This is a genomic window from Amycolatopsis sp. NBRC 101858 (assembly GCF_030269325.1).
Classification (GTDB): Bacteria; Actinomycetota; Actinomycetes; order Mycobacteriales; family Pseudonocardiaceae; genus Amycolatopsis; species Amycolatopsis ponsaeliensis.
Genome location: NZ_BSTD01000005.1, coordinates 89,062 through 107,108, shown reverse-complemented (window position 1 = coordinate 107,108; position 18,047 = coordinate 89,062). Strand labels below are relative to the sequence as shown.

Sequence of the window (18,047 nt, the reverse complement as noted above, 5' to 3'; positions counted from 1 at the left end):
AGGGGGGTGAAGTGATGCGCGCCTCGTTGCACTGCAACTCGTTGCATAGGACCCTCGGGCCATGGCACTGGAGCACGCGATCCTCGTCTCGCTGTCCGAGCGCGCCGGCTCGGGCTACGAGCTCACGCGCCGGTTCGAGAAGTCGATCGGGCTGTTCTGGAGCGCCACCCACCAGCAGATCTACCGCGTGCTGAAGCGGATGGAAGAGGCCGGCTGGGTCGCCGTCGACGTCGTCGCGCAGTCGGGCCGGCCGGACAAGAAGGTCTACACGGTCGGCGACGGCGGCCGCGCCGAGCTCGTCCGCTGGCTGGCCGAGCCGGACCCGTCGGCCGGGCCGGTGGAACTCGCCGTGAAGATCCGCGGCGCCACTTTCGGCGACCCCTCAGCCGTCGCCGAGGAAATCGTCCGGCACCGCTCCGCGCACGCCGAGCGGCTCGACGTCTACCGCCAGATCGAGAAGCGCGACTTCCCCGCGCCCGCGGCGCTGACCGGCCAGCACCTGCACCAGTACCTGGTCCTGCGCGGCGGCATCCGCGTCGAAGAGGGCCAGGTCGAGTGGTTCGACGAAGTCCTCGCCGCCCTCCACCACGAGAAGGACGCCTGATGAGCCAGTACCCGAACCTGCTGTCGCCGCTGGACCTCGGCTTCACGACGCTGCGCAACCGCGTCCTGATGGGGTCGATGCACACCGGTCTCGAAGACAAGGCCGCCCACTTCCCCGAGCTGGCCGAGTACTACGCCGAACGCGCCCGCGGTGGCGTCGGGCTGATCGTCACCGGCGGGTTCGCGCCGAACAAGACCGGCTGGCTGCTGCCGCTCGCGTCCAAGCTGACGACGTCCGCCGAGGCCCGGCAGCACCGGCAGCTCACCGCGCCCGTCCACGAGGCCGGCGGCAAGATCGCGCTGCAGGTCCTGCACGCGGGCCGGTACGCCTACCACCCGCTGAGCGTGTCCGCGTCGAGCATCAAGGCGCCGATCAACCCGTTCCGGCCGCGGGCCCTCACGAGTCGAGGCGTCCGCAAGCAGATCGACGCCTTCGCCGAGTGCGCCGCTCTCGCACGCGAAGCGGGCTACGACGGCGTCGAGATCATGGGCTCCGAGGGCTACCTGATCAACCAGTTCCTGGCCGAGCGCACCAACAAGCGCACCGACGCCTGGGGCGGCACGCCGGAGAAGCGCCGCCGGTTCGCCGTCGAAATCGTCAAGCGCACCAGGGAAAAGGTCGGCGACGACTTCATCATCGTCTACCGGCTCTCCATGCTCGACCTCGTCCCGGGCGGTCAGCGCTGGGAGGACGTCGTCGCGCTCGCGAAGGACGTCGAAGCCGCCGGCGCGACGATCATCAACACCGGCATCGGCTGGCACGAAGCCCGCGTGCCGACGATCGTGACGTCGGTGCCGCGCGCCGCGTTCACCTGGGTGACCGGGAAGCTCAAGCCGCACGTCGCGATCCCGGTGGTCACGTCGAACCGGATCAACATGCCGCAGGTCGCCGAAGAAGCCCTCAGCAGCGGCGACGCCGATCTCGTGTCGATGGCCCGGCCGTTCCTCGCCGACCCCGAGTGGATCCGCAAGGCCGAGACCGGCCGCGAGGACGAGATCAACACCTGCATCGCCTGCAACCAGGCCTGCCTCGACCACGCCTTCAAGCGCAAGCTCGTGTCCTGCATGGTGAACCCGCGCGCCGGCCACGAAACGACGTTGACGCTGGCGCCCACCCGGCGCTCGAAGCACGTCGCCGTCGTCGGCGCCGGGCCCGCCGGACTCTCGGCCGCGACCGCGCTGGCCGAACGCGGGCACAGCGTCGAGCTGTTCGAAGCCGACGACGAGATCGGCGGCCAGTTCGGCATCGCGCGGAAGATCCCCGGCAAGGAGGAGTTCGCCGAGACGATCCGCTACTACCAGCGGCGCGTCGAGGTGACCGGTGTGAAGCTGCACCTCGGCACCCGCGTGACCGCGGCCGAGCTCACCGGCTTCGACGAGGTCGTGCTGGCCACCGGCGTCACGCCGCGGGTGCCGTCGCTGCCCGGGATCGACCACCCCAAGGTGCTCTCCTACGTCGACGTCGTGCGGCACGGGAAGCCGGTCGGCGAGCGGGTCGCGGTGATCGGGGCCGGCGGCATCGGCGTCGACGTCAGCGAGTTCCTCACGCACACCGCTTCGCCGGCTCTCGACCGCGACGCGTGGATGGCCGAGTGGGGGGTCACCGATCCGGAGCACGCGCCGGGCGGGCTGACGAAGCCGAAGCCCGAGCCGTCGCCGCGGCAGGTTTACCTGCTGCAGCGCAAGAAGTCCGGGATCGGTTCCGGACTCGGCAAGACGTCGGGCTGGGTGCACCGGGCCGCGCTCAAGGCCAAGCGCGTCGAGCAGCTCACCGGCGTGACGTACGAGCGGATCGACGACGCCGGCCTGCACCTCACCGTCGACGGCGCGCCGCGGCTCCTGGAAGTCGACACGATCGTCGTCTGCGCCGGTCAGGAACCCGTGCGGGATCTCGCGGACGAGCTGCGCGCCGCCGGCCTGCCGGTGCACCTCGTCGGGGGTGCCGACGTCGCCGCGGAACTCGACGCGAAACGGGCGATCGACCAGGGAACGAGGCTCGCCGCTGCGCTGTAGCCCGGGAAGCGTCCGGCACTGGCAGGATGAACCCCGTGCGAGACGTATGCGTGATCGGGCTCGGGCTGATCGGTGGTTCGCTGCTGCGCGCGGCGGCCGCCAGCGGCCGCACGGCGTTCGGCGCCGCGGTTTCCGAAGTGGACGCCGACGCGGCCAGCAGAGCGGGTTACGACGTCACGACGGACGTCGAAGCCGCGCTGCACCGGGCCGCCGCCGAGGACGCGATGGTCGTGCTGGCCGTGCCGCTGCCTGCCGTCGACGACCTGCTGCGCCTGGTCGCCCAGCACGCGTCGCACTGCCTGCTCACCGACGTGACCAGCGTGAAAGCGCCGGTCCTGGACGCCGTCCGCCGTCGCGTGCCGTACACGCGCTACGTCGGCGGGCACCCGATGGCCGGGACGTCGAGCTCCGGCTGGCTGGCCGGGGACGCCGCGTTGTTCCAGGGCGCGGCCTGGGTGGTCGGCGTCGAGGACGACACCGATCTCGAGGCGTGGGCCGAGATCGCCGGGTTCGTGCTGGACGTCGGGGCGCACGTCGTCCCGCTGCCCGCCGAGTCGCACGACGAAGCCGTCGCCCGGATCTCGCACCTGCCGCACCTGCTCGCGGCGATCCTCGCCACGATCGGCGCCGAGGGCGGGCCGCTGGCCATGTCGCTGGCCGCCGGGTCCTACCGCGACGGGACGCGCGTCGCGGGGTCGAACCCGCAGCTCGTGCGCGCGATGACGGAAGGCAACCGGGACGCGCTGCTGCCGATCGTCGACGAAGCCCTCGGCCGGCTCGGCGCCGCGCGCGGTTCGCTGGCCTCGACCGGCGGGCTGGCGGCCACGATCAACGCGGGGTACGAAGGCGCGCAGGCGCTGGCCGCCAGCCTGGACGTCGAACGCGCGGGTGTCCGGATCAGCCTCTCGGCCCCGGACGCGCGCCAAGGCCTGATCGCGCTCGGCGAACGCGGCGGCCGGATCACCGGCCTCGCGGACGGGATCGCGACCGGCGAGGTCCAGTAGGAGCTACTGGGCCGGGGGCGTGTCCGGCTTGTCGTCGAACTTGTCGAGGAAGCTCTTCGCCTTCTCGATGCCGCTGTCGATCTGCTCGTCGTGCCCGGCGAACTTCGACTTCGCGAAGTCACCCGCCTTGTCGAGGCCATCCTCGATCTTGTCGCCGTGCTCGCGCAGGGCCTCTTCGGCCTTGCCCTTCAACGCATCGAAGTCGATTCCCATGAGGGCAATTGAACAGCACGGACGTCACGTGCGCCTGTGGTAGGGCAGGAACCGCCGGACGAGCCGCAGCGGCGTGCGTTCCACCAGGTCAGGACCGCGGACGGCGTCGAACGCCGACTCCAGCTGGTCGACCACCCCGGCCAGTTGCGGGCTGTCCGGCAGCGGCACCGACCGCGGCTCGCGCTGCTCGCGGATCGCCGACGCCAGTTCGTCCAGCGCGGTGGTCAGCAGCTCGACGTCACCCGGGTCCGGCGGCACGACGCCCCGGCCGATCGTCACGCCGACCTCGGTGACGGCGTCCGCGACGCGTTCCTGCGCGGCGATGACCGGCCACCACGCCACCGCCTGCCGTCCGTTCGCGGACGGCTCGACGACGACCTGCTGGAACGCCGTCCGCAGGTCGGCCAGCGCCCGGTAGGCGCCGCGCCGCGCCCGCGACCGCGCGAGCCGTGCGTCCCCGGAAGACGCTTCCACCAGCGCGCACGAGACGTACTTCGCGACCGCGTCCAGCCCGTCGGCCAGCCGGCCGCCGACCTGCGGACGACGGCTGCCCGGCCAGAGCAGGTAGCCGAAGACGAGCACGATCACGCAGCCCAGCACGGTGTCCACCAGCCGTGCCACCACGACGTTCCAGCTGCCGGTGTTCGCCAGGTCCATCTGCAGGATGATCAACGGCGTCACGAACGCGCTGAGGATGCCGTAGTTGCGCACCTTCCCGACCGCGACGCCACCGGCGAAGATCGCGATCAGCGCGACCAGCAGCCAGCCGTGCCCGCCGACGCCGAGCACGATGGCCCCCACCCCGACGCCGACGACCGTGCCGATCCCGCGCAGCACCGCGCGGCCGAAGACCGAGCCGAAGTCGGGTTTGAGCACGATCCCGACGGTCAGGGTGATCCAGTAGGACCGCTCGAACGGCACGAGCAGCCCGACGACCTCGGCGATCGCGACGCACAAGGTCAGCCGCAGCGCGGCGATCCACGTCAGCGGGCCGGACGCCAGCGAGCCCGCCCACGTCCGCAGGCGGCGGTACCAGGGCGTCGGCTCCCGGCGCTTGCGGTCGTCGCCCTTCCCGATCCGGACCAGGCCGGCGTACAACGCGGCGAGCAGCGGGTCGCCTTCGTCCTCCGGCATCGGCGGCGGTTCCGGCAGCGGCTGGCTGGCCAGCACGGACGCCGACAGCGCGACGAAGTGGTCGATGACCTCCGGCGGTGTGCGGCGGCCGGCGTTGACCATCGCCACCGACGCCTCGACCGCGGGCGTCGTCGCCGAAAGCAGGTTGAGCAGGTGCCGGTAGGCGGCGTCCCGGCCGGACAGCCACGAGCGCGCGGTGAGCAGCTGGTCGTAGGCGGTGTTCATCGCCGTGGTCAGCCGGTGGCGGGCGACCCGCGAGACGGCTTCGTCGGTCGCCGAGAGCATCGCAGCCAGCTCGACGTAGACGTGCGCGACGGCGGTGCGTTCGGGGCTGGTCGCCCGGAACGTCCAGCTGGCGAGCGCCACCGACAGGCTCCACACCGCGCCGAGGCAGAAGAAGCCGAGCAGGATCTCGACGCGCACGCCGGTCGCGTGCTGGCCGGTCCCGAGGACGCAGAACACGAACATCTGCAGCCCGGCCACCGAGGCGTTGCTGCCGGCCGCGCTGATCAGCGCGGACACCGCCGCGACCAGGATCACCGCGGGCACGGACAGGGCGGGCGTGCCGCCGGTGAGCAGCCCGACGAGGTACCCGGCCGTCGCCGCCAACGTCGCGCCGCCGAGCCGCCGGGCGCGGTAGCGGTAGGGGCCGGCCGACTCGGACAGCACGGCGGGCAGCGCGCCGGTCGAGATCAGCGCGCCGACGGCGATGTCCCCGGCCGCGTAGGCGACCGCGAGCGGCACGGCCAGCGCGAGGACGGCGCGGGCGACCATGTTCCACGGCACCGGGACCGGCTTGCTGCGCAGGAGCTGGGTCAGCCAGTGCGGCGCGGCGATGTCGGGACGCGGCGTGCTCACGCCCCCATCTTGACCTACGCTGCGCGGAACGCTTAATTATCAATCTGTCAACAACGTGGGAGGTTCCGGTGGGCCGCAAGTTCTCCTTCGAGGTCAACCGCACGAGCACCGCGCCGCCGGCCGCGTTGTTCGCGCTCGAAGCCGACGGGCCGAGCTGGGCGAAGTGGGGAAAGCCACTCATCGTGCAGGCCCGCTGGAAGCGCCAGGGCACCGATGAGCCGGGCGGCGTCGGCGCCGTCCGCGAGGTCGGCCTCTGGCCGGTGCTGATCCGCGAGGAGACGCTCGAGTACGAGCCCGGCCACAAGCACGTCTACACGTTCTTCGGCGCCAACCCGATCAAGGACTACCGCGCCGAGGTGCTGTTCACGCCGACCGACGGCGGCGGCACGCACCTGCGCTGGACCGGGTCGTTCACCGAACCGGTCAAGGGCAGCGGCCCGATCCTGGCCGCCGGACTCGAACGGGTGATCCGGCTGTTCTCCGGCAAGCTGGTCAAGGCGGCCGAAACAGGGCGCTGACCTGGGTGGCCCCGGCCACACAAGATCACCGGACACAACCTCGACCCACTCCCCAACGTCACTCTTTCGTGTAGTTGCGTACTACGCGGAAGGGGGACGTGGGATGAAGCGCGTCGTAGCCGTGGTCGCCGCCGCGGCATTGGCACTGACGGCCTGTTCGGCGAACGAGCCGGCACAGCGGGAGTTCGGCACCAGCCAGCCCAACCCGGCCCCCGGGGGCGGCCCCGGGGCGACGACGCCGGGGCCGTACCCGTTCGGCACGGTCCAGCAGAAGGCGCCGGCGATCGCGAACGGCCAGGTCCCGGTGGTCAAGCGGATCCCCACCGACAAGCCGTACGTCTTCCTCACCATGGACGACGGCGCGGTCAAGGACCCCGGCGCCCTGAAGCTGATGCAGCAGAACGGGACCCACCCGGTGCTGTTCCTGAACGAGAAGTACGTGAAGGGCCACGAGGCCTACTTCAAGCAGATCCTCGACGCCACCGGCGCGACGCTCGGCGACCACACGGTCGACCACCCGAACCTCAAGGGCAAGCCGTACGAGTTCCAGCGCAAGGAGATCTGCGACGACGCGGACGACTTCCAGAAGAGCCTCGGCGTGCGGCCGTCGCTGTTCCGGCCGCCCTTCGGCAACTACGACCAGAACACACTGCGCGCGGCGGCGGCGTGCGGGATGCGCGCGGCGGTGCTGTGGACGGCCGCGGTCAACGACGGGCACGTCCAGTTCCAGGCCGGCGACAAGCTCAAGCCCGGTGACGTCGTGCTGATGCACTTCCGCAAGACGTTCGCCGAGGACTACACGGCGTTCGTGGAGCAGGCCAAGAAGGACGGGCTGACTCCCGTCCCCCTGGCCGACTTCCTGGGCTAAAGCACGACCGTCGGCGTCACGACGGTCCGGCGGCACGACACGTCACCGAGGTGCACGAGGATCTGCGTCGTCCCGCGCGGCACGTTGTCGAGCACGAACCGGCCGCCTTCGTCGGCGGTCGTGGACGACGTCCCGTGCTCGGCGACCCGCACCTCGACGCCGTACTGGCCGGCGGGCACCAGCCACCCGTCGATGCGGTGCAGCTTGCCGATCTTGGTCAGGTTGATCATCACGGTCAGGTCGCTGACGGTGAAGGTGATCGTCCCGGTGCCGCCGCCGCGCACGCCGGCGAGGGTGTCCAGCCGTTCCCACCGCGCGACCTCGACGTCGAGGTCTTCGAGGGCGAGCGCGAACTGGACCCGCTGCACCAGGTCGTCCGGTGGCGGGTCCAGCTCGTCGAGGAAGCGGCCGATGCCGGCCAGGATCATTTCGTCGGAAAAGGCCTCGCCCGGCGCTCCGAGGTCGTTCATCGGGTTCCCCCTTCACTGGCGAGGAGATCGCGCATCTGGTCGAGGCAGCGCCCTCTGGTCGGTCCGACGCTGCCGCGGGGCATGCGCAGTGTCTCGGCGACGAGCTGGTACTCCGCCCGACCCGCGAGCACGGTCAGCCGGAGCAGGTCCTGACAGCGGTGGGGCAACCGGACGAAGGCGCGCCAGACCCGGCGGTCGCGGTCGGCGCGGACGGCTTCGTCTTCGGGTGCCGGTTGCGTGCTCGGCATGGCTTCGGCGACTTCGTCGCTCAGCGGCACGGGCTGCATGCGACGGCCGAAGGGGTGCGTGGCCTCGCGCCGGGTGGTCGTGATCAGCCACGCGGCGAGGGCCTTGGGGTCTCTGAGTTTTCCGAGCTGGCTGAAGAGGGCGAGCCACACGGTCTGGACCACGTCCTCGGCGACCGAGCGGTCGAGGCCGTTGGCCCGGGCGACGTGCCAGACGAGGGGGGTCAGCTCGGCGACGAGGCGGTCCATCGCGCGGCGGTCACCCTCCCGGGCGGCTTGCATGCACGCGGCGTGCAGCTCGGCGCCGGTCAAGCCCTCCCAAGGCGGGTCTACCTCTGTGGTTTGCACGTCGGTCACCGTATCTGCCCCTCTTCGGAAAAGTCTTCGAGTCGGCTTCGGCAGTATCGCGGGTCCTTCGGGGGGAAGGAGCGTGCAGGTGGATCTCGGATACATCAAGGTCACTTACTTCGTCGGTCGCGCTCCGGGCAAGGACAGCTGCGGGAGGTACCGGCCGACGCGAGCGGGTGACCCGCGCCGACCGGTACTCCCCTCCCTCAAGGGGCCCGCTCCCCAACGGGACCCCGCCGGATGTCCCCTCCCCCGAAGGGCACCCGGCCGACGGTGTCCGGAAGCCCCCTCGGCTCCCGGTCACCGCGTATTTCCGAACTCGGCACCCCCTGCCGCGTTCCCATCTCGTGCTTGGCTGCTCCACAGGACGCAATGGCGGGACGGCCAGATACACGAACCGCGAACTTTTTTTGAAGATCGACGCAGTGCGGCTAAGCAATCACCGAACGTGCTTCGGAAAGCGTTTGCGCCCACCGCGCGTAGCCCGCGGGCCCGGGGTGGAAGCGATCGGACGCGAACGCGGCCGGGTCGAGCAGCCGCGGGTCCATCGGGAGGTGCGTGACGCCGGGGATCTTCCCGAGCGTCGCGGCCGCCGCGTCGAGTGCGGCCGAGCGGGCGGCGAGGAAGTCCCGCAGTGGCCGCGGCAGCGCCGGGAAGCGGGACATCGGCGGCACGCCGGCCAGCAGGACGTCCACCGGGCCGAGCCGCCGCCGCAGCTCGACGACCAGTTCCAGCAGGTCACGGCGGTAGCCGGCGGCCGTCCGGAGCTCGATGGTGTCGTTGACGCCGAGCGCGATGACGACCAGATCGGCCGGGCGGACGAGCGGCACCAGCTCGGCGCGGACGGTCCGGGCGTTGGCCCCGGTCCGGCCGACCGCCTGCCAGTGGACCGCCCGGCCGTCGCGGGCGAGCTCGCGGGCCAGGCAGCCGGTGAGCGCTTCCTCGTGGTCCCGCGCACCGACGCCGTCCACTGTGGACTCGCCGAGGACGGCCAGGCGGAAGGGCTCGCCCTCGCCCGGGACTCGCCCCTCGGTCGGACCGGACGCGCCGGGGAGCCGCGGGGTCTTCCGCTTGACGTACAGCGCTTGCGCGAGGATCACCATGGCGGAATTAGAACAGCGGCGCGAAGCGCCTCGGTTGAGGGTGGCGGCGGGGAGGAAGGCGGAGTTAGCCGTGCGCGATGGAAACCTTCGCCCTGATCAGCGTGGGGTCCGCCACGGCGTCGAGCAGGAAGGCGGCGACGTCGGCCCGCCGGATGGTGAACGTGCGGACGTTCCCGTCGAGCCGGCTCGCGACCTTGCCGGTGCGCGGGCCGTCGAGCAGCATCGGCGGGCGGACCACCGTCCAGTCCACCCCGGACGCCGTGACCACGTCCTCCATCGCGAGCATGTCGGCCCAGCCGTGCTTGAGGAAGGTGTTGAGGAGCGGCTTCACGAGCGTGCGGGTGAAGAAGCCGTCCCCCTCGGTGTGCATGCCGCTGGCGCTGACGACCAGCAGGCGCTTCGCCCCGGCCTCGATCGCCGCGCGGGCGCCGTCCGCGCAGACCGTGGTCGGCCCGCGGTCCCGCGAACCCACCGCCGAGATCACCGCGTCGCGGCCTTCGATCGCGGCCGTCAGCTTGGCGTGCTCGTGCAGGCCGGCGACGACGACCCGCGCCGGCAGCTTCAGCCGGGCGGGGTCCCGGACGACGGCCGTGACGTCCCAGCCGCGCTCCAGCGCCTGCCCGACGACCTCGCCGCCGACGCCGCCGGTGGCCCCCAGAACGGTGATCTCCATGGTGGTTCCTCCTCGGTTAGTGAACACTCACCAGGTAAGGTGAGTGTTCACTAACCACGCTGAGAACGCACTCAGGAGCCGTCATGGGAAGCCGTGAGGAGATCGTCGCCGCGGCCGCGAAGGTGATGCGCGAGCAGGGCTACGCCCACGCGACCACCAAGGTCATCGCGCAGACCGCGGGCTACTCGGAAGCGATGCTCTACAAGCACTTCCGCGACAAGACGGACCTGTTCCTCAGCGTCATGGCCGAGGAACTGCCCGCCCTCGGCGCGACCCTGGCGGACCTGACCGCGAACCCCGGCCAGGCGCCGTTGCGGGACAACCTCGTCCGCGTCGCGCGGCTCGGCCTCGCGTTCTACCTCGAAGGGTTCCCGATCGCCGTCTCGGTCTTCTCGTCGCGCGAACTGCTCCGCAACCACCGCGAGCGGATGGGCACGACCGGCCCGCGCATCCCGCTGAAGGGGGTCGCGGACTACCTGCGGGCCGAGCGGGCACTGGGCCGGATCAGCGTGGACACCGACGTCGAGGCGGCCGCGTCCCTGCTGCTCGGCGCGTGCTTCCAGCAGGCGTTCCTGGCCACGTTCGAAGAAAGCGAGCCGGCCGATCCCGCCGGCCGGCTCGTGGACACCCTGCTCGCCGCGCTCTAGGCGTTCTTCTCCGCGCGGAGCTTGTGCCAGCGCTCGTACATGCCGTTGAGCTCCTCCAGCATGAACGACAGGAAGTCCCGCATCTCGGCGAGCCGCTGCCCCGCCGGGGAGTCCTCGCCGAGGGCGTCGATGCCGTCGCCCGCCGCGTCGCGCCACATGATGATCATGCGGTCGCGCTTGAGGAACGTGGCGTACCAAAGGTCGTCGAAGAGGCGGTAGTGGTCACGGCGCTCGCCGGGCTCGCGTTCCTTCGCGACCAGGCCGACCTGCTCGAGGAAGCGCACCGCGCCGGAGATGGCCGCCGGGCTCACCGACAGCTGCGAGGCCAGGTCGGCCGCGGTCAGGCGGGCGTCGTCGGTGGTCATCAGGGCCGCGAAGACCCGCGCGGACATGCGCTGCATCCCGATCTGCGAGAGCACCAGGGCCAGGCTCTCGACGTACCGGCGGACGGCGTCTTCATCTCTTTTCGTGTCAGGCGTCGTCATCGGCCCATCCTCTCGTACCCGCCCACCAAGATCACTCAATCTAGACATTTTCTTAACTTCACAACTTCGTGAAATCAGTGTAGCTTCCGAAGCATGGAAAACGCCATCGCGATCTCCGGCCTCCACAAGTCGTTCGGCCGGACCAAGGCCTTGGACGGCCTCGATCTGCAGGTACCTACTGGGGAAGTACACGGGTTCCTCGGCCCGAACGGCGCCGGGAAGTCGACCACCGTCCGGGTCCTGCTCGGCCTGCTCCACGCGGACTCGGGGGACGTCCGGCTGCTCGGCGGCGACCCTTGGAAGGACGCCGCGAGCCTGCACCGCCGGCTGGCCTACGTGCCCGGCGACGTCAACCTCTGGCCCAACCTCTCCGGCGGCGAGGTGATCGACCTCCTCGGGCGCCTGCGCGGCGGGCTCGACGAGAAGCGCCGCGCCGACCTCGTCGAGCGGTTCGACCTCGACCCGAAGAAGAAGGGGCGGACGTACTCCAAGGGCAACCGGCAGAAGGTCGCCATCGTCGCGGCCCTGGCGTCCCGGGTCGACCTGCTGATCCTCGACGAGCCGACGTCCGGCCTCGACCCGCTGATGGAGGCGACGTTCCAGTACGCCATCCAGGAGGAGCGCGAGCAGGGCCGGACCGTGCTGCTGTCGAGCCACATCCTCGCCGAGGTCGAGGCGCTGTGCGACAAGGTCAGCATCATCCGCAACGGCACGACCGTCGAGTCGGGCACCCTGGCCGAGCTGCGCCACCTCACCCGGACGTCGATCACCGCCGAGCTCGCCGGCCCGCCGAACGGGCTCGCGAAGCTGGAGAACATCCACGACCTCAAGGTCGACGGCAACCGCGTCCGGTTCGACGTCGAAACGCGCTCGCTCGACGAAGCCTTGCGCCAGCTGACCCAGGTCGGCGTCCGCAGCCTGGTCAGCCAGCCGCCGACGCTGGAAGAGCTGTTCCTGCGGCACTACACCACCGAGGCGAGCGCGAAATGACCGCGACCCTCGAGCGGCCCGCCGAGGTCGCGCCGGCGCACGAACTGGCCGGCACCTGGCACCTCACCCGGCTCGCGCTGCGCCGCGACCGCGTCGTCCTGCCGATCTGGATCGTGCTGCTGAGCATCGTCCCGGCCAGCACGGTGAAGACGTTCACGCAGTTCTACCCGACCGTCGCCGACCGGCAGGCACTGCAGGTCGGCGCGAACACCAACCCGTCGTACGCGCTGCTCTACGGGCCGCCGTTCGACCTGACCACCGCCGGCGGGTTCATCTCCTGGCGCTTGTGCGGCTTCCTGGCCCTGCTGACCGGGTTGATGGTGGTCTTCACGGTCACCCGGCACACCCGCGCCGAGGAGGACACGGGCCGCGCGGAGCTGCTCGCGTCCGCGGTCGTCGGCCGGTACGCGGCGCTGACGTCGGCCGTCCTGGTGGCCGGTGGAGCGAGCGTGCTGGTCGGCTTGATCCAGTACGGCAGCATGGTCGGCGCCGGGCTGCCCGCCGCCGGTTCGCTCGCCTTCGGCGCGGCGCAAGCGTTGTCGGGCTTGGTGTTCACCGCGGTGGCGGCGGTCGCCGTCCAGCTCGCCGAGTACTCCCGCACGGCCAACGGGATCGGCACCGCCGTGGTCGGCGCGGCCTTCCTGCTGCGCGGCGCCGGGGACTCCACTGTGGACGCTCGCTGGCTGTCGTGGCTGTCGCCGATCGGCTGGGTGCAGCAGGTCCGCGCGTTCGCCGGGGAACGCTGGTGGGTGCTCGTGCTGCCGGTGGTCTTCGGGCTGGCCGTCGGCGCGGCCGGGTACTGGCTGCTGCCGCGGCGCGACGTCGGCGTCGGCATCCTGCCGCCGCGGCCGGGCCCGGCGCGGGCGGCGGCGAGCCTGCGGACGCCGTTCGCGCTCGCCGTGCGGCTGCACCGCGGCCCGCTGCTCGGCTGGACGATCGGGATGGCCGTGGTCGGCGCGGTGTTCGGCTCGATCGCCAGCGGCATCGGCGGCTTGGTCGGCTCCAGCCCGCAGGCGCAGGAGATCATGGCGCGCCTCGGCGGCAGCGCGGCGCTCACGCAGGCGTTCCTCGCCGCCATGGCCAGCATGTTCGCGATGGTCGCGTCGCTGTACGGGATCCAGGCGGTGCTGCGGATGCGCGGCGAGGAGACCGCGATCCGGCTCGAGCCGGTGCTGGCCACGAGCGTCGGCAAGCTGCGCTGGGCGGCGGGCCACCTGGTGTTCGCGTTCTTCGGCACGGCGGTGCTGCTGCTGGCGGGCGGGCTGTTCATGGGGCTGGCCAACGGGTTGCGCACCGGCGATGTCGGCGGCTCGGTCGGCGACTCCCTCGCCGGGATGCTCGTCCAGCTGCCCGCGGTGTGGGTCGTGGTCGCGCTGGCGGTGACGATCTTCGGGCTGCTGCCGGGCTTTTCGGCCGCGGCCTGGGCGGTCGGCTCGCTGGCGCTGCTGCTGAGCCTGTTCGGCCCGGTCGTCAACCTGCCGCAGGCGGTGCTGGACGTCTCGCCGTTCCAGCACCCGCCGAAGATCCCCGGCCAGGAGCTCGTCGCCACGCCGCTCGTCTGGCTCACGGCGATCGCGGCCGCGGCCCTGGTCGCCGGCCTGGTGGGCTGGCGGCGCCGCGACGTCGGCTAACGCGGTTTGATCTCCCGGTCGGCCCCGGCCACGAGCTGAGCCTGTGGCCCCGCCTTCCCACAGGCGGGGCCGCCCGGTTCGCTGAACGCGGGCGTGACGACCGTGGTGTGCGGCTTGCCGTCGTCGAAGCGGACGGTGACCCGGATCGGCTCGGCCGCCAGGCCGGGGATGTCGGCGAAGCCCTGCAGCTCGCCGGTCGGGACCATCGAGACGCCGCACGAGGCGTCCGGGCCGGTCCCGGTGCAGGTTTGGGTGCCCGCGGCCGTCCCGGGGAAGAGCTCCACCGGGCGCGTGACGCACTGGTCGCCCCAGCACGCTTCGAGCGTCGCGCGGGTGATGCCCGCGGGGTCCGGGACGGTCAGGCCGATGCCGATCCGGGTGCCGATCGCCGGGCACGCGACTTCGGTTCCGGAGCCGGCCTGGCCGCAGCCGGCGGTGACGAGCAGCAGGGCCGCGATCCACGTTCGCATGCCGACCAGACGGAATTCCCGGCGCCGGGGTTGCACGGATCAGTCGCGCCACACGCTGGTCAACGGCAAGGCGGGTGGAGTCGAGGTCGGCGTGGCCGACGTCGGGGTGGACGTCACGGTGACCTCGACGACGCTCGTGGTGGTGCTCGGCGGCGAGGTCTCGACCGACGTGACGGTGGACGGCGGCACCGACGCGGTCACGGTGACCGGCACGGCGGGAACCGTGCTGGTCGGCGGCGGGGCGACGACATCGGCGGGTTTGGGGGTGGGCCGGCCGGCGACGAGCAGCGCGGCCACCAGCAACCCGGTGGCGAATCCCGCCAGCCCGGTCACCGCGGTGGAACCCCAGGTAGGTCGACCAGTCATCCGGGCACCCCCTCGCCACGCGCAGCGCAGGTACGAGGACTAACTCGCGTTGATCTTAGCTCTTGTTACAGACCGTGCACCTTGAGTCTGATTGACTCAACTTTATTGAGCGTGGCACGTTGGGGTCATGGGGGCCTTCGGAAACCGCGAATTCCGCCGGCTGTGGCTGGCCGACCTCGTGAGCCAGCTCGGCAGCCGGCTCGACGTGCTGGCAATCCCCTTGCTCGCGGCCACCGCGCTCGGCGCGTCCGTCTTCGAGGTCTCCCTGCTGCGGACCGCGGAGACTCTCCCCTACCTGGTGCTGGGCCTGCAGGTCGGCGCGTGGTGCGACCGGATGCGCCACCGCCCGGCGCTGATCGCCGCCGACCTCGGGCGCGCGGCGCTGATCGGGTCGATCCCGGTCGCGGCGTTGTTCGGGGTGCTCGGGCTGGGGCACCTGCTGGCCGTCGTCCTCGGGGTCGGGCTGCTCGGCGTGTTCTTCGACATCGCGCACCAGACCTACGTCCCCCGCCTGGTGACGCGGGAGCAGCTGCCGGAAGCGAACGCCCGGCTCCAGACGAACCTGTCGATGGCGGCCTTCACCCGGTCCGCGGCACCTGTTGCGCGAGATCGGCGACGGCCTGCGCGCGGTCCGCGGCGATCGCGTCCTGCTGGCGGTCAGCGTCCACGGCGCCGTGTCGAGCTTCTTCCAGTCGGTGCACCTGGCGATCGTGATCGTCTTCCTCGCGCGCGACGTCGGGCTCTCGCCGTGGGCGATCGGGCTGCTCGGCACGTCGACGCTGACCGGCGCCCTCACGGCCGGGCTCACCGCGCGGCGCATCGGCGACCGGATCGGCGGCGCGCGGGCGCTGTGGGGCGCGGCGGTGCTGTACGGCCTGGCCTACCAGCTCCACCCGTTCACCGGCCGCGGCTGGGCGCTCGCCTGCTACGTCGTCGCCGGGTTCTTCGCGAGCTTCGGCGTCATCGTGCTGAACGTGTTCGGCATGAGCTTCCAGCAGTCCGCCGCGGCGCCGGAGCTGCTGGGCCGGGTCAACTCGATCACGCACACGCTGGTGTTCGGCGCGATCCCGCTCGGCAGCCTCGCCGGCGGCGCGCTGGCCAGTGCGTTCGGGATGCGGGTGACGCTGCACATCGCGGCGGCGGGCGTGCTCGCCTCGGCCGCGATCCTGGTGTGCTCGCCGCTGCGGAAGCTGCGCGACCTAGTTCCCGGCTGACGCCCGAAGCCCGTCGACGACCACGCGGACCAGGTGTTCGCTGCCCGGCGCGTACCGCTCGACGGCGAGGCAGCCGACGATGAGCGCACGCAGGTCGTCGGCGTCGATGTCCTTCCGGATGGCACCGGCGGCCTGGGCCCGGCGCAACAGTTCGCCGTGGGCGGCGCGGAAGTCGTCGCCCGCGCCGGCCTTGAAGGCGTGCCCGCTGGTCTCGGCCAGCGCGTCGCAGATGGCGCGGTTGAGCGACGCCTGCTTGATGACGCGGACGAAGTAGTCGAGGAAGGCTTCGCCGGGGTTGTCGGCCGCGGCGAGGGCGCGGGCCTCTTCGGCGAACTGCTCGATGCGTTCGAGGACGACGGCCTGGAAGAGCGCTTCCTTGCTGGGGAAGTGCCGGTAGACGGTCCCGGCGCCGACCCCGGCCAGCCGCGCGATGTCGTCGAGCGGCACGGCGAGCCCATCGGCGGCGAACGCCTCTTCGGCGGCAGCCAGGACCTTGGCCCGGTTGCGCCGCGCGTCCGCACGCATCTTCTCCATGTCTTCTCCTCGTTGACAACCGGAACGCACGCTCCGTATCGTCCTAAGCGGGTGCACCGTTCCGATTCAACGTCCAGTCTTCCAGGAGAATTCCGATGCCACGCACCGTGCCCGAAATAGCCGCCTTGGTGAGCGAGGGGATGTCCACGTTGGACACGACGCCGTTCGCGGACCTCTTCGCCGCCGACGCGGTGTACGAACTGCCCTTCCTCGGCCAGCGTGCTGAAGGCCGGGAAGCGATCTTGGCGCGCCTGGCCGCGGGCGGTACGCGAGCCCGTGCGATCGGCGTCGAGAAGGTGCAGGTCAAGACGACCCCGGCGGAGTCCGGGTTCGTGGTGGAACTGACGGTTTCCGGTCCCGCCTTCAGCTTTCCGTCGTCCGTGGGGATCCTGACGGTGGCCGACGGCTTGATCACGTCGTACCGCGACTACCCGAACGTGGCCGGCGCATCCGCCGGAGCGCGGGCGGTGTTCGACGCGTTCCTGGCCGCCTCGGTGGATAACCGCTGGGACGACCTCGCCGATCTCTACGCCGAGGACGTCGTGCTCGAGATGCCGTTCACCCCCGCCGGCGTCCCCCGCGAAACGAAGGGCCGTGAAGAACTCCGCCGCCGTTTCCGCGCGGCGGGACCGCTCCGGCGGATCGTGGGCGCGGACAACGTCGTGGTCCACGAGACGAAGGACCCGTCGGTGCTGGTGGCGGAGTTCGACCTGCGCCAGGAACTCGGCGGCGAGACCTTCGTGGCGTCCTACGTCATGGTGATGACCATCAAGGACGGCTTGATCACGCACTCCCGCGACTACGCGGACACCGCCGCGTCGGCCGAGCGGATCAAGCGGTTCACGGAGTCGTCGCCTGCTGGCTCGCCGGCGGGATGAACAGCCGCTCGACCGTGTTCACCGACCAGTCCCAGACACCCGGGACCAGCAGCACGCCGAGCACCACGAACACCGGGAAGACCAGCCGCTTCTCGACCTTCTTCCCGGTCTTGAACCGGAGGGCTTTCGGGGGCCCGATCTCGTACCACGTCTCGCCCGCGATCGGGATCGGGAAGAGGAACGGGCAGCCCGACTCGGTCAGGGCGTCGCCCAGGCAGTGGGTCAGGCAGCCCGCCGCCACCGCGATACCCAGCCAGCCCGTGATCGACTCCAGCTCACCCGCCCGGTCGGGCGGTGCCGTGAAGAACCACCAGGCCACCGCGGCGCCGCTCACCGGCAGGAGCCAGTCGCCCAGTGCGCCTTCCGCCAGCATCAACCCGAAGACCACGACGCCGACGACCGCCCACGGGCCGCCGGCTTCCGTGCCCCACGACGTCAAAGCTCCGACGCCCGCCGCGAACAGCACCGTGTGGGAGAGGTGGCGGTGCTGGCCCGTCACCTTCTCGTCGCGCGGGCCCTTCGTCAGCGCGTAGAACGCCGCCGACACGCGGCGCAGCAGCCACGACAAAGCACCCGTCAGCCAACCGAGCAGACGGGACGCGCTCGCTCCGGGGTGGTCAAGATCGGGCAGCAGGGCGAACCCCGCCGTCGTGGCGGCGAAAACCACCGCCTGGTGCACCGAACCGGCCCCGACCGCGGGCGCCAGGGCCAAGCCCGCGCACCAGCCGGTCAGGGCGTGCGTCCGCCCCATCATCGTGCCGCCCCCAAGGTCCACGCACAGA

At 71.5% G+C, this 18,047-nt stretch carries 21 protein-coding genes and 1 pseudogene; 11 read left to right on the top strand and 11 right to left on the bottom strand.

The features are described from left to right. The first annotated feature begins 61 nt into the window (after positions 1 to 61). The 3 genes from QSK39_RS34440 to QSK39_RS34430 are packed head-to-tail and all read left to right on the top strand — an operon-like array spanning position 62 to position 3,620. Entirely contained in the window at positions 62 to 604 is a 543-nt protein-coding gene (locus QSK39_RS34440) for a PadR family transcriptional regulator (protein WP_285482047.1), read from the top strand. Next, positions 604 to 2,616, top strand: coding sequence for an NADPH-dependent 2,4-dienoyl-CoA reductase (locus tag QSK39_RS34435; RefSeq protein WP_285482046.1), 2,013 nt, complete (start codon positions 604 to 606; stop codon positions 2,614 to 2,616). Before QSK39_RS34440 ends, QSK39_RS34435 begins: the two co-directional genes overlap by 1 nt. A gap of 26 nt (positions 2,617 to 2,642) precedes the next feature. Then, positions 2,643 to 3,620, top strand: coding sequence for a prephenate dehydrogenase (locus QSK39_RS34430; protein ID WP_285482045.1), 978 nt, complete (start codon positions 2,643 to 2,645; stop codon positions 3,618 to 3,620). Positions 3,621 to 3,623: 3 nt separating this feature from the next. Here QSK39_RS34430 and QSK39_RS34425 read toward each other — a convergent pair whose 3' ends face one another. Next, positions 3,624 to 3,833, bottom strand: coding sequence for an antitoxin (locus QSK39_RS34425; RefSeq protein ID WP_284744550.1), 210 nt, complete (start codon positions 3,831 to 3,833; stop codon positions 3,624 to 3,626). Positions 3,834 to 3,857: 24 nt separating this feature from the next. Next, positions 3,858 to 5,825: an FUSC family protein gene (locus QSK39_RS34420; protein ID WP_285482044.1), complete on the bottom strand. Its 1,968-nt coding sequence runs from the start codon at positions 5,823 to 5,825 to the stop codon at positions 3,858 to 3,860. A gap of 68 nt (positions 5,826 to 5,893) precedes the next feature. On the opposite strand from QSK39_RS34420, the gene QSK39_RS34415 reads away from it, so the two are divergent. Both QSK39_RS34415 and QSK39_RS34410 read left to right on the top strand, forming a co-directional pair. Further along, the gene (locus QSK39_RS34415; protein ID WP_284744548.1) at positions 5,894 to 6,343 is read left to right on the top strand and encodes an SRPBCC family protein; all 450 of its coding nucleotides are present in this window, start codon (positions 5,894 to 5,896) and stop codon (positions 6,341 to 6,343) included. A gap of 121 nt (positions 6,344 to 6,464) precedes the next feature. Next, on the top strand, positions 6,465 to 7,211 hold the full coding sequence (locus QSK39_RS34410; RefSeq protein ID WP_285482836.1) for a polysaccharide deacetylase family protein: 747 nt from the start codon (positions 6,465 to 6,467) through the stop codon (positions 7,209 to 7,211). Here the strand turns inward: QSK39_RS34410 and QSK39_RS34405 are convergent. The 4 genes from QSK39_RS34405 to QSK39_RS34390 all read right to left on the bottom strand — a co-directional run bounded on the left by QSK39_RS34405 (position 7,208) and on the right by QSK39_RS34390 (position 10,050). Continuing rightward, positions 7,208 to 7,681, bottom strand: coding sequence for a carboxypeptidase regulatory-like domain-containing protein (locus QSK39_RS34405; RefSeq protein ID WP_284744546.1), 474 nt, complete (start codon positions 7,679 to 7,681; stop codon positions 7,208 to 7,210). The two genes, QSK39_RS34410 and QSK39_RS34405, sit on opposite strands and share 4 nt — an antisense overlap. Next, positions 7,678 to 8,283: an RNA polymerase sigma factor gene (locus tag QSK39_RS34400; protein WP_284744545.1), complete on the bottom strand. Its 606-nt coding sequence runs from the start codon at positions 8,281 to 8,283 to the stop codon at positions 7,678 to 7,680. Before QSK39_RS34400 ends, QSK39_RS34405 begins: the two co-directional genes overlap by 4 nt. Before the next feature lie 422 nt (positions 8,284 to 8,705). Beyond that, positions 8,706 to 9,377 (bottom strand): SGNH/GDSL hydrolase family protein, encoded by a 672-nt coding sequence (locus QSK39_RS34395; protein ID WP_285482043.1) that lies wholly within the window; start codon positions 9,375 to 9,377, stop codon positions 8,706 to 8,708. Between the two features lie 64 nt (positions 9,378 to 9,441). Next, the gene (locus QSK39_RS34390) at positions 9,442 to 10,050 is read right to left on the bottom strand and encodes an NAD(P)-dependent oxidoreductase (RefSeq protein ID WP_285482042.1); all 609 of its coding nucleotides are present in this window, start codon (positions 10,048 to 10,050) and stop codon (positions 9,442 to 9,444) included. An 83-nt stretch (positions 10,051 to 10,133) separates the two neighbouring features. On the opposite strand from QSK39_RS34390, the gene QSK39_RS34385 reads away from it, so the two are divergent. Further along, the gene (locus QSK39_RS34385; protein WP_285482041.1) at positions 10,134 to 10,697 is read left to right on the top strand and encodes a TetR/AcrR family transcriptional regulator; all 564 of its coding nucleotides are present in this window, start codon (positions 10,134 to 10,136) and stop codon (positions 10,695 to 10,697) included. On the opposite strand, the gene QSK39_RS34380 is transcribed toward QSK39_RS34385, so the two are convergent. Next, complete coding sequence (locus tag QSK39_RS34380; protein WP_285482040.1) at positions 10,694 to 11,182, bottom strand: GbsR/MarR family transcriptional regulator; 489 nt, start codon at positions 11,180 to 11,182, stop codon at positions 10,694 to 10,696. The genes QSK39_RS34385 and QSK39_RS34380 overlap by 4 nt on opposite strands. A gap of 93 nt (positions 11,183 to 11,275) precedes the next feature. Here QSK39_RS34380 and QSK39_RS34375 point away from each other — a divergent pair, with 93 nt between their 5' ends. Beyond that, positions 11,276 to 12,172: an ABC transporter ATP-binding protein gene (locus tag QSK39_RS34375; RefSeq protein ID WP_285482039.1), complete on the top strand. Its 897-nt coding sequence runs from the start codon at positions 11,276 to 11,278 to the stop codon at positions 12,170 to 12,172. Then, positions 12,169 to 13,803 (top strand): ABC transporter permease, encoded by a 1,635-nt coding sequence (locus QSK39_RS34370; protein WP_285482038.1) that lies wholly within the window; start codon positions 12,169 to 12,171, stop codon positions 13,801 to 13,803. The genes QSK39_RS34375 and QSK39_RS34370 overlap by 4 nt, the downstream gene beginning before the upstream one ends. On the opposite strand, the gene QSK39_RS34365 is transcribed toward QSK39_RS34370, so the two are convergent. Together QSK39_RS34365 and QSK39_RS34360 are read right to left on the bottom strand one after the other, a co-directional pair. Further along, on the bottom strand, positions 13,800 to 14,273 hold the full coding sequence (locus QSK39_RS34365) for a hypothetical protein (protein ID WP_285482037.1): 474 nt from the start codon (positions 14,271 to 14,273) through the stop codon (positions 13,800 to 13,802). The two genes, QSK39_RS34370 and QSK39_RS34365, sit on opposite strands and share 4 nt — an antisense overlap. 39 nt (positions 14,274 to 14,312) lie before the next feature. After that, on the bottom strand, positions 14,313 to 14,639 hold the full coding sequence (locus tag QSK39_RS34360) for a hypothetical protein (protein ID WP_285482036.1): 327 nt from the start codon (positions 14,637 to 14,639) through the stop codon (positions 14,313 to 14,315). 127 nt (positions 14,640 to 14,766) lie between these two features. Here QSK39_RS34360 and QSK39_RS34355 point away from each other — a divergent pair. After that, positions 14,767 to 15,132 (top strand): annotated as a pseudogene (locus tag QSK39_RS34355) (MFS transporter); the annotation flags it as partial. A 106-nt stretch (positions 15,133 to 15,238) separates the two neighbouring features. Then, entirely contained in the window at positions 15,239 to 15,853 is a 615-nt protein-coding gene (locus QSK39_RS34350) for an MFS transporter (protein ID WP_285482035.1), read from the top strand. Here the strand turns inward: QSK39_RS34350 and QSK39_RS34345 are convergent. Continuing rightward, positions 15,839 to 16,387, bottom strand: coding sequence for a TetR/AcrR family transcriptional regulator (locus tag QSK39_RS34345; RefSeq protein ID WP_285482034.1), 549 nt, complete (start codon positions 16,385 to 16,387; stop codon positions 15,839 to 15,841). The genes QSK39_RS34350 and QSK39_RS34345 overlap by 15 nt on opposite strands. 95 nt (positions 16,388 to 16,482) lie before the next feature. Here QSK39_RS34345 and QSK39_RS34340 point away from each other — a divergent pair, with 95 nt between their 5' ends. Beyond that, positions 16,483 to 17,265, top strand: coding sequence for a nuclear transport factor 2 family protein (locus QSK39_RS34340; protein WP_285482033.1), 783 nt, complete (start codon positions 16,483 to 16,485; stop codon positions 17,263 to 17,265). Here QSK39_RS34340 and QSK39_RS34335 read toward each other — a convergent pair. Beyond that, a complete protein-coding gene (locus tag QSK39_RS34335) occupies positions 17,228 to 18,016 on the bottom strand; it encodes a metal-dependent hydrolase (RefSeq protein ID WP_285482835.1) in 789 nt (262 codons plus the stop codon). The two genes, QSK39_RS34340 and QSK39_RS34335, sit on opposite strands and share 38 nt — an antisense overlap. Positions 18,017 to 18,047 lie beyond the last annotated feature (31 nt).

Bases quoted from the DNA above. Each gene is read 5' to 3' on its own strand.
- QSK39_RS34360 (WP_285482036.1), bottom strand. From the start codon at position 14,639: ATGACTGGTCGACCTACCTGGGGTTCCACCGCGGTGACCGGGCTGGCG.
- QSK39_RS34390 (WP_285482042.1), bottom strand. From the start codon at position 10,050: ATGGAGATCACCGTTCTGGGGGCCACCGGCGGCGTCGGCGGCGAGGTC.
- QSK39_RS34395 (WP_285482043.1), bottom strand. From the start codon at position 9,377: ATGGTGATCCTCGCGCAAGCGCTGTACGTCAAGCGGAAGACCCCGCGG.
- QSK39_RS34345 (WP_285482034.1), bottom strand. From the start codon at position 16,387: ATGGAGAAGATGCGTGCGGACGCGCGGCGCAACCGGGCCAAGGTCCTG.
- QSK39_RS34440 (WP_285482047.1), top strand. From the start codon at position 62: ATGGCACTGGAGCACGCGATCCTCGTCTCGCTGTCCGAGCGCGCCGGC.
- QSK39_RS34340 (WP_285482033.1), top strand. From the start codon at position 16,483: ATGCCACGCACCGTGCCCGAAATAGCCGCCTTGGTGAGCGAGGGGATG.
- QSK39_RS34425 (WP_284744550.1), bottom strand. From the start codon at position 3,833: ATGGGAATCGACTTCGATGCGTTGAAGGGCAAGGCCGAAGAGGCCCTG.
- QSK39_RS34430 (WP_285482045.1), top strand. From the start codon at position 2,643: ATGAACCCCGTGCGAGACGTATGCGTGATCGGGCTCGGGCTGATCGGT.
- QSK39_RS34375 (WP_285482039.1), top strand. From the start codon at position 11,276: ATGGAAAACGCCATCGCGATCTCCGGCCTCCACAAGTCGTTCGGCCGG.
- QSK39_RS34435 (WP_285482046.1), top strand. From the start codon at position 604: ATGAGCCAGTACCCGAACCTGCTGTCGCCGCTGGACCTCGGCTTCACG.
- QSK39_RS34335 (WP_285482835.1), bottom strand. From the start codon at position 18,016: ATGGGGCGGACGCACGCCCTGACCGGCTGGTGCGCGGGCTTGGCCCTG.
- QSK39_RS34385 (WP_285482041.1), top strand. From the start codon at position 10,134: ATGGGAAGCCGTGAGGAGATCGTCGCCGCGGCCGCGAAGGTGATGCGC.
- QSK39_RS34380 (WP_285482040.1), bottom strand. From the start codon at position 11,182: ATGACGACGCCTGACACGAAAAGAGATGAAGACGCCGTCCGCCGGTAC.
- QSK39_RS34365 (WP_285482037.1), bottom strand. From the start codon at position 14,273: ATGCGAACGTGGATCGCGGCCCTGCTGCTCGTCACCGCCGGCTGCGGC.
- QSK39_RS34370 (WP_285482038.1), top strand. From the start codon at position 12,169: ATGACCGCGACCCTCGAGCGGCCCGCCGAGGTCGCGCCGGCGCACGAA.
- QSK39_RS34405 (WP_284744546.1), bottom strand. From the start codon at position 7,681: ATGAACGACCTCGGAGCGCCGGGCGAGGCCTTTTCCGACGAAATGATC.